The organism is Mesorhizobium sp. WSM1343, from assembly GCF_055901535.1.
Genome location: NZ_CM148370.1, coordinates 1813579 through 1826662 on the forward strand (window position 1 = coordinate 1813579; position 13084 = coordinate 1826662).

14 protein-coding genes are annotated in these 13084 nt (G+C 63.9%); 3 read left to right on the forward strand and 11 right to left on the reverse strand.

Annotated elements, in window-relative coordinates:
- Positions 1-76: 76 nt before the first annotated feature.
- Complete coding sequence (gene phnK / locus AC0NIL_RS08770; protein WP_013529518.1) at positions 77-853, reverse strand: phosphonate C-P lyase system protein PhnK; 777 nt, start codon at positions 851-853, stop codon at positions 77-79.
- Positions 850-1749, reverse strand: coding sequence for an alpha-D-ribose 1-methylphosphonate 5-phosphate C-P-lyase PhnJ (locus AC0NIL_RS08775; protein WP_473572597.1), 900 nt, complete (start codon positions 1747-1749; stop codon positions 850-852). Before AC0NIL_RS08775 ends, phnK begins: the two co-directional genes overlap by 4 nt.
- A 65-nt stretch (positions 1750-1814) precedes the next feature.
- Between AC0NIL_RS08775 and AC0NIL_RS08780 the strand changes: the two genes are divergently transcribed.
- On the forward strand, positions 1815-2024 hold the full coding sequence (locus tag AC0NIL_RS08780; protein WP_063169036.1) for a hypothetical protein: 210 nt from the start codon (positions 1815-1817) through the stop codon (positions 2022-2024).
- A 2-nt stretch (positions 2025-2026) separates the two neighbouring features.
- Here the strand turns inward: AC0NIL_RS08780 and fosX are convergent, their stop codons facing one another.
- Genes fosX through phnG form a run of 4 tightly spaced genes read right to left on the reverse strand, consistent with a single transcriptional unit; the run spans position 2027 to position 4629 of the window.
- Positions 2027-2446, reverse strand: a complete 420-nt coding sequence (fosX, locus tag AC0NIL_RS08785) for a FosX/FosE/FosI family fosfomycin resistance hydrolase (protein WP_127366811.1) — start codon at positions 2444-2446, stop codon at positions 2027-2029.
- The gene (locus tag AC0NIL_RS08790; RefSeq protein ID WP_064995545.1) at positions 2443-3555 is read right to left on the reverse strand and encodes a carbon-phosphorus lyase complex subunit; all 1113 of its coding nucleotides are present in this window, start codon (positions 3553-3555) and stop codon (positions 2443-2445) included. Before AC0NIL_RS08790 ends, fosX begins: the two co-directional genes overlap by 4 nt.
- A gap of 1 nt (position 3556) precedes the next feature.
- Positions 3557-4168, reverse strand: coding sequence for a phosphonate C-P lyase system protein PhnH (gene phnH / locus AC0NIL_RS08795; RefSeq protein ID WP_127367098.1), 612 nt, complete (start codon positions 4166-4168; stop codon positions 3557-3559).
- Positions 4168-4629: a phosphonate C-P lyase system protein PhnG gene (gene phnG / locus AC0NIL_RS08800; RefSeq protein WP_473572596.1), complete on the reverse strand. Its 462-nt coding sequence runs from the start codon at positions 4627-4629 to the stop codon at positions 4168-4170. Before phnG ends, phnH begins: the two co-directional genes overlap by 1 nt.
- Positions 4630-4761: 132 nt before the next feature.
- On the opposite strand from phnG, the gene phnF reads away from it, so the two are divergent.
- Both phnF and AC0NIL_RS08810 read left to right on the forward strand, forming a co-directional pair.
- Entirely contained in the window at positions 4762-5511 is a 750-nt protein-coding gene (gene phnF / locus AC0NIL_RS08805; protein ID WP_164755509.1) for a phosphonate metabolism transcriptional regulator PhnF, read from the forward strand.
- Positions 5512-5838: 327 nt separating this feature from the next.
- Positions 5839-6777 (forward strand): IS110 family RNA-guided transposase, encoded by a 939-nt coding sequence (locus AC0NIL_RS08810; protein ID WP_473572595.1) that lies wholly within the window; start codon positions 5839-5841, stop codon positions 6775-6777.
- Positions 6778-7000: 223 nt separating this feature from the next.
- On the opposite strand, the gene AC0NIL_RS08815 is transcribed toward AC0NIL_RS08810, so the two are convergent.
- From AC0NIL_RS08815 to AC0NIL_RS08835, 5 genes are all read right to left on the reverse strand, one after another.
- Positions 7001-8020 (reverse strand): zinc-binding alcohol dehydrogenase family protein, encoded by a 1020-nt coding sequence (locus tag AC0NIL_RS08815; RefSeq protein ID WP_473572594.1) that lies wholly within the window; start codon positions 8018-8020, stop codon positions 7001-7003.
- Between the two features lie 66 nt (positions 8021-8086).
- Entirely contained in the window at positions 8087-9052 is a 966-nt protein-coding gene (locus AC0NIL_RS08820; protein WP_013529527.1) for an ABC transporter permease, read from the reverse strand.
- The gene (locus AC0NIL_RS08825; RefSeq protein ID WP_064995547.1) at positions 9049-10602 is read right to left on the reverse strand and encodes a sugar ABC transporter ATP-binding protein; all 1554 of its coding nucleotides are present in this window, start codon (positions 10600-10602) and stop codon (positions 9049-9051) included. The genes AC0NIL_RS08820 and AC0NIL_RS08825 overlap by 4 nt, the downstream gene beginning before the upstream one ends.
- A 183-nt stretch (positions 10603-10785) precedes the next feature.
- The gene (locus tag AC0NIL_RS08830; protein ID WP_013529529.1) at positions 10786-11778 is read right to left on the reverse strand and encodes an ABC transporter substrate-binding protein; all 993 of its coding nucleotides are present in this window, start codon (positions 11776-11778) and stop codon (positions 10786-10788) included.
- A gap of 300 nt (positions 11779-12078) precedes the next feature.
- Positions 12079-13077, reverse strand: a complete 999-nt coding sequence (locus tag AC0NIL_RS08835; RefSeq protein ID WP_275954533.1) for an aldo/keto reductase — start codon at positions 13075-13077, stop codon at positions 12079-12081.
- Positions 13078-13084 lie beyond the last annotated feature (7 nt).

The window sequence follows — 13084 nt, forward strand, 5'->3', positions numbered from 1 at the left end:
CCGAGGACGATAGCCAATCTCCCCCCTTGAGGGGGAGATGGCCGGCAGGCCAGAGGGGGGTGCCTTGGCGCCATCGTCAAACCTGCAAAATCGAGGAAACAAGCAATTGCGTGTAGGGCGCGCGGGGATCGTCGAGCACGCGGTCGGTGAGGCCGCTTTCGACGACGCGGCCGTCCTTCATCACCATCATGCGCTGCGACAAGAGCCGCGCCACGGCAAGGTCGTGGGTGACGACGATGGCCGCCAGACCGAGATCGGTGACCAGACCACGCAGCAGGTCGAGCAGGCGGGCTTGCACCGAGACATCGAGGCCGCCTGTTGGCTCATCCATGAACACCAGGCGCGGCCCGGTGACGAGGTTGCGGGCAATCTGCAGGCGCTGGCGCATGCCGCCGGAAAAGGCCCGGGGCTCGTCGTCGATGCGGTCCTCGTCGATCTCGACGCGCGACAGCCAGTCGACGGCGGTGGCGCGGATCCTGCCGTAGTGACGGTCGCCGACCGCCATCAGCCGCTCGCCGACATTGGCGCCCGCCGACACCGTCATGCGCAGGCCGTCGGCGGGGTTCTGATGGACAAAACCCCAGTCGGTGCGCATCAGGAAGCGGCGCTCGGCCTCGCTCATGCGGTAGAGCTCGCGGAACTGGCCGTCGCGCATGCGGTAGCTGGCGGTGCCGGAGCTCGGCAGCAGCCGGGTCGACAGGCAGTTGAGCAGCGTCGTCTTGCCGGAGCCGGATTCGCCGACGACAGCCAGGACTTCGCCCGGCCACAGGTCGAAGGAGACGTTGTCGCAGCCGACGCGCGAACCGTAGAATTTAGAAAGTGCTGCGACACGCAGCAGCGGTTCGTCGGTCATTGCGCCGGCTCCATTTTTTCCGAGGCAGGATGGGTTTCCGGGGCAAGGTGGCCGCGATGGCCGTCCGCCCGCCGCTTCTCGCAATGGTCCGTGTCGGAGCAGACGAACATGTGACCGCCATGGTCGTCGAGGATGACTTCGTCGAGATAGACGTTCTCGGCCGCGCACAGCGCGCAGGGCTGGTCGAAGGTCTGGACCTCGAACGGATGATCCTCGAAGTCGAGGCTGACCACTTCGGTGAAAGGCGGCACCGCGTAGATTCGCTTTTCGCGGCCGGCGCCAAACAGCTGCAGGGCCGGCGAGCGGTGCATCTTGGGATTGTCGAATTTCGGCGTCGGCGAGGGGTCCATCACATAGCGGCCCTCGACTTTGACCGGATAGGCATAGGTGGTGGCGATGCGGCCGTGCCTGGCGATGTCCTCGTAGAGCTTGACGTGCATGAGGCCATATTCCTCCAGCGCGTGCATTTTGCGCGTTTCGGTCTCGCGCGGCTCGAGGAAGCGCAGGGGTTCGGGGATCGGCACCTGGTAGACCAGCACCTGGGCCGCCGTCAGCGGATGCTCGGGAATGCGGTGACGGGTCTGGATGATGGTGGCGCTGGCAGTGTCGGTCGTCACCGCGACATTGGCGACTTTCTTGAAGAAGGCGCGGATCGACACCGCATTGGTGGTGTCGTCGGCGCCCTGGTCGATGACCTTCAGCACATCGTCCGGGCCGATGATCGAAGCGGTGACCTGGACACCGCCGGTGCCCCAGCCGTAGGGCATCGGCATTTCGCGCGAAGCGAACGGCACCTGGTAGCCGGGAATGGCGATGCCCTTGAGGATCGCCCGGCGGATCATCCTTTTGGTCTGCTCGTCGAGATAGGCGAAGTTGTAGGTGGCGATGTCGGTCATGGCGATCACATCCACATTGTGCTATCGAATTGGCGTCCAGGACGCGGATACAGGGGCGAATTCAGATGAACTCGACCGGATGGATGCATCTCGGAATTCTGTTGGTGGTGTTCGCCGGCGTCGTTCTCTTCTTCCTTCGGCGCATGATTCTGCCCGGCCCCAAAGAAGGCTCTCAAGGTGAGTCCGTGGGCGTCGGCAATGGTGATTACTCCGGGTATGACGGCTATGGCGGTCATTCCCACGATGGTGGCGGCCATGGTGGCGTCGGGCACTAAGTTCATTCCGCAGCCTCCGATCCCCTGGCATAGCGCGCCAGCCGCTCATGGAGCGTGCCGGTGTGCAGTTCGAACATGTGGTTGTCTTCGTCGTAGAAATAGATCGAGCGGCCTTCACCCTCGACGCGCGGGCGCGGCGGGCGCATATCGAGGCCGAGCCTGCCGATGCGCTCGGCATAGCGGTCGAAATCGGCGTCATCGATCTTGAAGGCGATGTGGTTGTAGCTGCGCTCCGGCAAGGGTTCGCCCTCCATGATGGCGACCCAGATGTCACCGATCAGGAAGAATTTTTCGCGCGACAGCGAGAACTGCCTGGCGTCGCTGGCATAGACTTCGCGTGCGTCGAACACGCTCTCGAGGATCTCGGTCATCCGCTCGAGATCGCGGACGATGAAGGTCATGTGGGAAAGGCCCTCGATCATTCCGCGGCCTCCCGCTTCTCTTCGACCTTCACGGGGTTTTGGCGGGCGTCATATTCGGCACGCATGCGGCGCACGAGATCGAGTTCGGCCTGGAAATCGACATAGTGCGGCAGCTTCAGATGCTCGACGAAGCCGGTCGCCTGGACATTGTCGGAATGCGAGATGACGAACTCCTCGTCCTGGGCCGCGGCGACGACATCCTCGCCGAGCTCTTTCGCGCGCAGCGCCCGGTCGCAGAGTGCCACGGCCATCGCCTTGCGTTCGCTCTGGCCGAAGACCAGGCCGTAGCCGCGGGTGAATTGCGGCGGCGCCTTGGCCGAGCCTTTGAACTGGTTGACCATCTGGCATTCGGTGACGCGGACAGTGCCGAGCGGCACCGCGAAGGGCAGTTCGGGCACGTCGAGCTCCAGCTCGACTTCGCCGATGCGGATCTCGCCGACGAAGGGGTGGTTGCGGGCATAGCCGCGCTGGGTGGAATAGCCGAGCGCCAGCAGGAATCCTTCATCGCCGCGTGACAGCGCCTGCAGGCGGATGTCGCGCGCCATCGGGAATTCGAGCGGCTCGCGGGTGATGTCGCCGGGGACATGGTCCTGCGGCATGTCGCCATCCGGTTCGATCAAGCCTTCGCGGGCGAGGATCGCCGAGACGCGCGGCATGGCTTGCGCTTCCGTCTCGCGCAGCAAGGGCTCGGCGACATCGGCGCCGGCGGCAAGCTCGGGATCGAGCAGCCGGTGGGTGTAGTCGAAGGTAGGTCCGAGCAACTGCCCGCCGGGCAGATCCTTGTAGGTCGCCGAGACGCGCCGCTCGACCAGCATGTTGGCGGTGTCGATCGGCCTGGAGTAGCCGAAGCGCGGCAGCGTGGTGCGATAGGCGCGCACCAGGAAGATCGCCTCGATCATGTCGCCGCGCGCCTGGACGATGGCGAGCGCGGCCAGTTCACGATCATAGAGCGAGCCTTCGCTCATCACCCGGTCGACGCCGAGCGCCAGCTGCTCGACGATCTGGTCGAGGCGCAGGGCGGGCACCGAACGGTCGCCACGCCGGCGGTCGGCCAGCAGGCTGTGGGCGTTGGCGATTGCCGCTTCGCCGCCTTTTACCGCGACATACATCTTACGCCTCCATCGTCTTGATGCGCGTCGTGCGCGGCAGGCAGGCAATGCCGCCTGATGTGGCGAGGATGATGTCGACGCCGCGCGGAAAGCGCTTGATATTCTGCTTCCACTGCTCGACGAAATGGCGTGGCATCTGCGCCGGCGCGATCGTGGCGCTGGTTTCGATGCCGGGACCTTCGAGCAATAGCGGCGTGCCGGAGACCAGATCGCTGACCTGCAGGATCAGCGTGGTCGAGCGGTCGGGATAATCCTGCGTGCCCTGCGAAAAGCCATCGAGCGCCATCATCTCGGCAGGTGCGGCGATCAAGGCGAAATGCGCATCGGCCGGTGTGTTGGCCAATGGCGCGCCGGTATGGAAACCAAGCCAGGATCTGATCGCGGTGGAGGCCTGCAAAGCCGGGTCGAGCCAGAGCGGCGTGTCGTTGTCGCACAGCGCCAGCGCTATGGCGCCGGCGGTAGCCGAGAGCGGCGCCGGCGGGCGGGCGAAGGCCGGCAGCGGCTGCACGCTGCCCGGCCGCGCCATTGCGTCCATCACGGCGCGGAACACGGTCTGGGCGTTGAAGACCGGATCGGCGAACCCGCCCTCGATCGATTGCACAGCTGCGTCCATCAGTCTTCTCCGCGAACCATGGTGAAGAAATCGACCTTCGTTGCCGCCGTCTCGGCGCGGCGTTTTTCGTGCGCCATGGTCAGAGCCGACCGCAGAGGCGCTATCAGTCCGGTCTCGACCTCATTGCGGCGGGCAGGGTCCTGCCATAGGGCGTCGGCGATAGCCGCCAGCTTCGCCTTCTGCTTGTCGCGGCCAAGCGCATAGCAATGGCCGACCTGTCCGGTGGGTAGCCTGACCGTGGCGCGGGTGACGGTCGCCTCGCCGACAGCGAAAGGGGCGCCGCCGCCGCCGATGCGGCCGCGCAGGGTGACAAGGCCGGTTTCGGGGCCGCGCAACAGCTCGGCGTCCGAAGGCAGTCCGGCCTCATTCCAGAGCCGTACGATGTCATCGCCGCTGGATTGCGTAAGGGTTGCCATGGCGGCTTTGCGCTCGGCCTGGTCGCGGGCTTCCTGTCCTCGCATCAGCAGCATTCCTCTTTGTTAATTTGTCTATTGATGTAGACAACTATACAAATTATATCTATTATCTAACGCGTGTCCATGACGGGTGGATGACAGCGATAGAAGACTGGGCGCTGGAAGGTTGGGGCAATGATGGTCGGGCGGCTGTTAGCGGACAGCATCGAGCGGCGCAGTGGCGTTTCGCTGTGGCGGCAGATCGCCGACAAGATCCTGCATGCGATCGCCATCGGCGATTTCACGGAGAATGCAGCGCTGCCGCCGGAGGTGGCGCTGGCAGAACGCTATGGCGTCAACCGTCACACGGTGCGCAACGCCATATCAGCCCTTGTAAGGGAAGGCGTGCTGCGGGCCGAGCAGGGGCGCGGCACCTTCGTACTGTCGCGCAAGCGGCTGTCCTATCCGATCGGGGCGCGCACACGTTTTTCGACAGGGCTGCAAGGGCAAACGACGGAACGGCACATCGTCCTGCTCGCCTCGTCGGTCGAGCCGGCCAGCCAGCGCGTCGCCGAGGGACTGGGTCTTCCCAAGGGAGCCGATGTGATCCGGTTGGAAACGCGCGGCGAAGCCGACGGACGGCCGGTGTCGCGCGCTGCCGGCTGGTTCGAGGCCCGGCGCTTTGCCGGCATCGATGCCGCGATGGCGGAAACAGGCTCGATCACCGCATCGCTGGCGCGGTTCGGCATAGACGACTATCTCAGGCAATCGACCGTGCTGTCGGCGCGCCATGCCGATGCGGCGGACCTTGCCGACCTCGACCTGCAGCCGGGCGCCATCGTACTGGTCACGGTCGCCGTCAACGTCACGCCGGACGGCCAGCCGATCCAGTTTTCCGAGTCGCGCTTCCCGGCCGAACGGGTGGAGCTGAAGCTGTCGGCGCTGTAGGGAGTGACGGGCTTATACGAGACCGTGATTTATCTGACTCACGCTGATATCAGACCAGCTCGGTCGCGCTCACTTGCGTCTTGGCGATTGAGGACCGCCTTCCCCCACTCCGTCGCTGCTTCGCCGAGCCACCTTGTATCTACACGAGAGAGATTTCGTGGGATTAGAGCGATTGAGCCAAGGTCCGGGTGGCCGCCCGGACCTTGGCTTGGCGAAGTCGCCCGTACCACCTGAGGTTACAGCCGCGGGAGAGCTTGGGATCTTCGCCTTCATCACGCACGACCGAACAGTCGCTTGGTTCCAACCGTACGCACAAGGCAGGTTACCGTGAACAGGATTATTTGTGGAGTTGATGTTTCGAAAGATTGGCTGGACGCGCATGTCTGGCCTGGCGGAGCGGCAGCGCGCTTCGCCAACGACGCGGCGGGGATCGCAGCTCTTTGGCTGTTCTGCCGCAGCCATGACGCAGCCCTTGCGGTGATGGAGGTATCGGGCGGCTATGAACGGCTGGGATTCATGCTCTTGTGGGCGCACGGCATGCCGTGCGGCGTGGTCAATGCCAAGAGCGTGCGCCGTTTCGCCGAGGCGATGGGCTATCTTGAGAAGACCGACAGGATCGACGCCGCTGTCATCGCCCACTACGGCGCAGTCAAGAACACTGTGCCGACGCCACCGCCAAGCGCCGCCCAGCAGCGGCTTGCCGCGTTGGTTGGCCGGCTTTGCCAGATTGTCGGCGATGCGACCATCAACAAGCAGCGTAGAAGTGCCGCACGCGACGCCGAGGTATGCGCCAGCATCGAGGCGATGCTGGCCTTCCTCAAGCGCGAGCAACGGCGCCTGGAAGGCGAGATTGCCTCGATGATCGATGACGATCCGCTGTGGGCCAGGCTGGAGCAGGCCTTTCGTTCGCTGAAGGGCGTGGCCGGACGCACCGTCGCCCGCCTGATGGCCGAACTGCCCGAGATCGGCCTCATCTCCAACAAGGCCATCGCCAAGCTGGCAGGCCTCGCTCCCTTCGCCAACGATAGCGGCAAGCGCACCGGCAACAGGCATGTGCGCGGCGGACGCGCCGGGCCGCGTGGCATCCTCTTCATCGTCGCAGCCATCGTGGCCAAATTCGATCCCAATCTCAAAGCTTTCGCTCAACGGATGCAACAGGCGGGAAAGCCAAAAATGCTCATCCGCATCGCACTCGCCAGAAAACTCCTCGTCATCCTCAATGCAAAAGCACGCGATGCGCGCAACGAGTTCGCGAGTGCAACTTGACACCCCAGATAGTCGCTCTCCCCCCTCCGGAGGGAGAGGAAGGGCGCCACGCTTGGTGGCGGGAGAAGCAGGGAGTCTGGTTGAAGAGCGTTGGCAGCAATAGGCTCGCGCCCTTCCTCTACCCCGTCGATCGGGAGAGAGGTGGCTCGGCGAAGCCGAGACGGAGTGGGGGTCGACCTGGCTCGGGCGTCGTCAGTTCGGGCTGGGTTCGCCGGCTGCCATGTTATAACCCCACCTCGATCACAGCCTTGATCAGGCCGGATTTCTCATGCGCCCAACGAGCCAGATCGCGCGGCGTGGCGGCGAGTGTGGTGCGGTGTGTGACGAGCTTGGCCAGTGGTACGGCCCCGTTGCGGATCGAGGCGGCGACATGATCGAAGTCGGCGCGCAGCGCGTTGCGGCTGCCGATCAGCGTCATCTCTCGCTTGTGGAATTCCGGGTCGGAAAAGCTGATATCGTCCTTGACGACGGAGACCAGCACCAGCGTTCCGCCATGCGCGACATGGGCGAAGGCCGACTGCACCGACTGGGTGTTGCCGGTGGCGTCGAAGACGACATCGAAGCCTTCGCCTGATGTCGCTTCCCTGATCAGATCGGGCACCGCGCCGCGCGAGCCGTCTAGCGTCTGGAAACCAAGCTCGTTTGCAGCGAAGGCGAGCCTTTCACTGCTCATGTCGAGCAGCGTCACGTCGAGCCCGGCGATGCGGGCGAAGATGGCGGTGCCGAGCCCGATCGGGCCGGCGCCGATGACCAGCGTGCGGGCGCCGGGGTCGGCGCGGGCGCGCCACACGGCATGCGCGCCGATGGCCAGGAACTCGACGGCGGCGGCGTCGGCCAGCGACAGGCCGTTGGCCGGATAGAGATTTTGCGCCGGCACCAGGATGCGTTCGCACATGGCGCCGTCGCGATGCACGCCAAGCACCTCGATCCTGACACAGCAATTGGGCTTGCCGTGCCGGCAGGCGATGCACTTGCCGCAGGAAAGATAGGGGTTGACGACGACGGGCTCACCAATGGCCAGTTCGACGCCTTCGCCGGTCTCCATCACGGTACCCGAGACCTCATGACCCATGATGCGGGGATAGGCGAGGAACGGGTGCTTGCCCTCGAAAATGTGGTAGTCGGTGCCGCAGATGCCGACATGGCTGACCGCCACCAGCGCCCAGCCGGGAGGCGGTGTCTCGGGTGCGGGCCGGTCTTCAAGGACAAGATCGCCGGGCGAACGGCAGAGGACGGCTTTCATGCGCTAATCCAGTTATGAAATCGCCGGCCCGTTGGTGTGGCGGACCGGCGGTTGATTGCGGGGTCGCTACTTGCCGCGGCGGCGCAGGCCGTCGAAGTAGACGATGATGATGATCAGCGCGCCGGTGATGATGCGCTGCCAGAACGAGTTGACGTTGAGCAGGTTGGCGCCGTTGTTGATGGTGGCCAGGATGAAGGCGCCGAGCAGCGGCCCATGCACCGAGCCGACGGCGCCGAACAGCGAGGTGCCGCCGATGACCGACGACGCGATCGCCTGCAGTTCCCAGCCCTCGGCCTGCGTCGGGTTGCCGATGCCGATGCGGGCGGCCAGCAGCACCCCGACGAAGGCGGCGCACAGGCCCGACAGCGTGTAGGCCATGTAGATGGTGCGCTGGACATTGACGCCGGACAGGCGCGAGGCCTCGGCGTTGGAGCCGACCGAAAACAGGTATCTGCCCCAGCGGCTGTGGTGCAGGAAGATATAGGCCGGAATGCCGACCAGGATCACCATCCAGAACAGGTTGGGGATGCCGATGAAGGAATTGCGCGAGAAGGCGGTGAAGGTGTCGCTGTTGATGTTGATCGAATTGCCGTTGGTCATCAAAAGGCCGATGCCGCGCAGCGAGGTCAACGTCGCCAGGGTGATGATGAAGGGCGGCAGGCCCATCTTGACGATACCGAAGCCGTGGAACATGCCGATGGCGACACCGACCAGCAGCGTCACCAGAATGGCGAGCCAGATGGGGAAGCCGGCATTGATCATCATGGCCACGACCACGGTGGCGAAGCCGACCACGGCGCCGACCGACAGATCGATGCCGCCGGTGATGATGACGAAGGTCTGGCCGACCGCCATGATGGCGATCATCGAGCCCTGGCGCAGGAGATTGGCTATGTTGTTGGCCGAGGCGAAGCTCGTCGTCGTCACGGAGAGGAGGATCCAGAGCAGAACCAGCAGCGCCAATAGCGTCAGCCCGAACAGGACATTATAGTTGCGCTTCGGTTTTTCGACGGCGATCGCCTCGGTGCTCATATCTGTCCTCCCAGCTTTTCTTGTTTCTCGGCGAGCGCCTGAGTGAGAATATCCTCGTGGCTGGCGGCGTGAAAACCGTGCGTCGCCACCAGTTTGCCGCGCCGGAACACATGCAGCGTATCGGCGAGTTCATAGACTTCCGGCAGATAGGACGAGATCAGGATGATGCCGGCGCCCTTTGACAAAAGCGCGCCGAACAGGCGGTAGATCTCGGCCTTGGTGCCGACATCGACGCCGACGGTCGGTTCGTCGAAGATGAACAGCTTGGCGCCGTGCGCCAGCCATTTGCCGATGACGATCTTCTGCTGGTTGCCGCCCGACAGGCTGGATGCCAGCGCCCCACGTGTCGGTGTCTTGATGCGCAGATCGGCGATCTGGCGATCGGCCTGCGTCTTCTCCTGCGTGCTCGAAATCAGCAGATTGTTCGAGATGCGCTTGTAGATCGGCAGGTTGAGGTTGAAGCCGACCGGCAGGTTGAGGCAGAGGCCCTGGTCGCGGCGGCTCTCCGGCGCCAGCGCCATGCCGAGCTTGATCGCGTCATGTTCGGAATTGACCTGTACCTCCTTGCCTTCCCAGAGGATCTGGCCGGCGGATTTGCGGTGGCGGCCGTAGAGCGTGGTGACGAACTCGCTGCGTCCGGCGCCAATCAGCCCATAGAGTCCGACGATCTCGCCGGCGCGGACCGTCATCGAGACATTTTCGAAGCCCTTGCCGGACAGGTTTTTCGCCTCGATGATGGCGGCGCCCGGCGTGAAATGCTCCTTGTGATAGACCTGCTCGATCGAGCGGTTGATCATCATCTTGACCAGTTCGGCATCGTTGGTCTCTGCGATGTTGCGGGTGCCGACCAGCGTGCCGTCGCGCAGCACGGATACCCGGTCGGCGAGTTCGAACACTTCCTCCATGCGGTGGCTGATGTAGATGATCGTCACGCCTTCGCCCTTCAGACGGCGGATCAGCGTGAAGAGCTGGTCGGCCTCCTTGCGGGTGAGGTAGGCGGTCGGCTCGTCGAAGATCAGGAATTTGGTGCCGCGCACGGTGGCGCGGGCGGCGGCTATCAGCTGCTGCTGGCCGATGGTCAGGTCGCCGAGCGTGACATGCGCCGGCAGGTCGAAGCCTAGGTCGTCGATGATCGTCTGCGCCTGCCTGACCATGGCGCGCTGCTGCAGGATGCCGAAGCGCGAATTCTCCTCGCCGAGGAACATGTTGGCGGCGACCGTCAGGTGACGGCACAGCACGACTTCCTGGTGCACGGCATTGATGCCGAGCGCCATCGCCTCGTGCGGCGTCGCCAGGGCGGCCGGCTGGCCCTCCCAGACAATCTCTCCGGAGGTGCGCGGCATGACGCCGGTCAGAAGCTTGATGAGCGTGGATTTGCCGGCGCCGTTTTCGCCGACGATGGCGTGGATCTCACCGGACTTGAAGGCGAGGTCGACCGGTTTCAGCGCGTGGGTGCCGGGATAGCGCTTCTCCAGCCCGCGCAATTCGAGGATAGTCCGCCCCTGTTCCAGAACGGGTGCGGGATGCAGTTCCTGCGCCGTCGAAATCATGACAATCCTCCCAGATTGGCCTCCCGGATTGGCTTCCCAGGCTGGCCTCACGATTGGCACGCGGCGAGGCAGGGATATGCCTCGAAAACAGCCTGGCTCAGGCGTGCGGATTGCCAAGCCGTTTGTGCGGCAGTTTGTGTCTCCGGGGCGAGGTGCCCCGGAGACGATTGCGGATGCGACGGCTCAGAGCTTCGGATTGAGCAGCGCGTCGATCTTGGGGTCTTTCATGTTGTCCTTGGTCACCAGGTTGGCGCCGGTGTCGACATTGGCTTCGACCTTCTCGCCCTTGGAGGCGGCGAGCGCGGTCTTGATGCCGTCATAGCCCATCCGGTACGGATCCTGGACGACGAGGGCGGAAATGACGCCGTCGTTGAGGAACTTGATCAGCTTCTCGTCGCTGTCGAAACCGACCAGCGCCAGCTTGCCGCCAAGGTTGTTTTCCGCGACGGCCTGGCCGACGCCCTGCGCCATGATCAGGTTGGAAGCGAAGATGCCCTTGAGGTTCGGGTTGGCGGTGATCAGGTCGGTGGCGATGTTGAGGCCGGTGGTGGCCTGGCCGTCGGCATATTTGTCGGCAACCAGCTTGAGGCCCGGATATTTGGCGGCCAGCTGTTCGGTGAAGCCCTGCTTGCGCTGCTCAAGCGAGCCGGCGCCCGGTGCGTTGGTGATCAGGGCGACGTCGCCCTCGATCTTGCCGCCGTTGGCGGCGCCGATGGCGGCTGCGAGGCCGTCGGCAGCGACACGGCCGCCCTGGACGTTGTCGGTGGTCAGGAACGAGGTGAAGGCCTTGGAGTCGGCGCCGGAGTCGATGCCGATGACCTTGACCTTGGCAGCGGCTTCATCGATCGGCTTGCCGAGCGCCTTGAACTCGGTCGGCGCAATGACGATGGCCGCCGGGTTGCTGGCAACGGCGTTCTCGAGGATCGAGACCTGGCCGTTGACGTCGGTTTCAGCCTGGGCGCCGAGTTCCGGCACGTTAACGCCGAGATCCTTGCCGGCCTTGCGGGCGCCGGCCAGAACGATCTGCCAGTAGAAGGACGTGGTGTCCTTGACGATGATCGGAATGGTGACGTCCGCCGCCGAAACCGGCGCCGAATGCATGACGCCGGCGAGCATTGAAGCTGCTGCCAGCGCCATGACGGCGCGGCGGTTGAGAATGCTGGTCACGAATTTCATGAGGTTTCCTCCCTAAGTCGCCCGGTGAACGATACGGAAGCTCCGTTCGGATAGGCGCGGTCCCAAACAGAACTTTATCAATAAAAAACAGTTGCCCTGTTTTGATAGTGCATCGAACAGATCGATGCAAGCGGTGTTTGACCAGTCGTTGCGAGGTCTGGCAGAGGCAGATCCCCCGCCCTGTTCTCCCATTGGCGCCGTCACGCTTCCGTTCCGTTCTGGGAACGTATGGAATATTAATTCCACCAATTCGTCAATATGGAATATCCATTCCTCCATGTGCCGCAAGAACATGACGTTTCACGCCAGCTCCTGCACCAGCGTGTAGGGACGATATTTGGCGTATTCCGTTTCCGGTACGTCGATGTCGAGCAGCTCGAGGTTGCGCGTCAGATTTGCCAGCTTGGCGGTGCCGGTCAGTACGGTGGCGACGGCAGCTTCATGCAAGGGGAATTGGAACGCTGCGGCGGCGAGCGGATAGCCACCCTCGGCGGCGATCCTTTCCATTGCGCCGACGCGGTCGAGCACGTCATGGCTGGCGGGGCGGTAGTCGAAATGTGCGCCTTGCACCGGGCCGGTCGCCAGGATGCCGGAGTTGAACACGCCGCCAATGACCAAGGAGGTCTGCTGTGCCCGGCATAGCGGCAGCAACTCCGCTTCGGCACTGCGGTCGAGCAGGGAATAGCGGCTGGCAAGCAGGATGCAGTCGAGCGGCGCCCGGCGCATCACGTCCAGGCAGATCTGCACCTCGTTGACGCCAAGCCCATAGGCGGAAATGACGCCAGTCCGTTTCAGCTCTTCGAGTGCCTTGAGGCCACCATCCATCAGGTCGCGAAAATGCAGCTTGGTCTTCTCGATACCATGGGTGTAGGCGCCGATGTCGTGGACAAACAGGATGTCTATCCTGTTTAGGCCAAGCCGCGCATAGCTGAACTCGACCGACCGCATAATGCCGTCATAGGAATAGTCGTAGTCGAGCGCGAAGGGCAGCGGATCGACATAGGAGTGATCGGGAACCTGATCGTCCGGCACCGGGCGAAACAGCCGGCCGACCTTGGTCGACAGCACATAGGAATCGCGCGGCTTGTAACGCAGGAAGTCGCCGAAGCGGCGCTCCGACAGTCCGAAACCGTAGAAGGGTGCGGTGTCGAAATAGCGCAGCCCGGCATCCCAGGCGCCCTGCAGCGTCTCCATCGCCGCTTCGCGCGAACAGGCGCGGTAAAGGCCGCCAAGTGCGGCGCCGCCGAAGCTGACTTCGGTGACCTCCAGAGCTGTCCGACCGATACGGCGTTTTTCCATGCAAAAC

What these genes read in the sequence shown, in the direction of transcription:
- AC0NIL_RS08775 (WP_473572597.1), bottom strand. Translation starts at nt 1,749, where the DNA reads ATGACCGACATCGCCACCTACAACTTCGCCTATCTCGACGAGCAGACC.
- fosX (WP_127366811.1), bottom strand. Translation starts at nt 2,446, where the DNA reads ATGATCGAGGGCCTTTCCCACATGACCTTCATCGTCCGCGATCTCGAG.
- AC0NIL_RS08825 (WP_064995547.1), bottom strand. Translation starts at nt 10,602, where the DNA reads ATGATTTCGACGGCGCAGGAACTGCATCCCGCACCCGTTCTGGAACAG.
- AC0NIL_RS08835 (WP_275954533.1), bottom strand. Translation starts at nt 13,077, where the DNA reads ATGGAAAAACGCCGTATCGGTCGGACAGCTCTGGAGGTCACCGAAGTC.
- phnF (WP_164755509.1), top strand. Translation starts at nt 4,762, where the DNA reads ATGGTCGGGCGGCTGTTAGCGGACAGCATCGAGCGGCGCAGTGGCGTT.
- phnK (WP_013529518.1), bottom strand. Translation starts at nt 853, where the DNA reads ATGACCGACGAACCGCTGCTGCGTGTCGCAGCACTTTCTAAATTCTAC.
- AC0NIL_RS08830 (WP_013529529.1), bottom strand. Translation starts at nt 11,778, where the DNA reads ATGAAATTCGTGACCAGCATTCTCAACCGCCGCGCCGTCATGGCGCTG.
- phnH (WP_127367098.1), bottom strand. Translation starts at nt 4,168, where the DNA reads ATGGACGCAGCTGTGCAATCGATCGAGGGCGGGTTCGCCGATCCGGTC.
- AC0NIL_RS08815 (WP_473572594.1), bottom strand. Translation starts at nt 8,020, where the DNA reads ATGAAAGCCGTCCTCTGCCGTTCGCCCGGCGATCTTGTCCTTGAAGAC.
- AC0NIL_RS08790 (WP_064995545.1), bottom strand. Translation starts at nt 3,555, where the DNA reads ATGTATGTCGCGGTAAAAGGCGGCGAAGCGGCAATCGCCAACGCCCAC.
- AC0NIL_RS08780 (WP_063169036.1), top strand. Translation starts at nt 1,815, where the DNA reads ATGAACTCGACCGGATGGATGCATCTCGGAATTCTGTTGGTGGTGTTC.
- AC0NIL_RS08820 (WP_013529527.1), bottom strand. Translation starts at nt 9,052, where the DNA reads ATGAGCACCGAGGCGATCGCCGTCGAAAAACCGAAGCGCAACTATAAT.
- phnG (WP_473572596.1), bottom strand. Translation starts at nt 4,629, where the DNA reads ATGCGAGGACAGGAAGCCCGCGACCAGGCCGAGCGCAAAGCCGCCATG.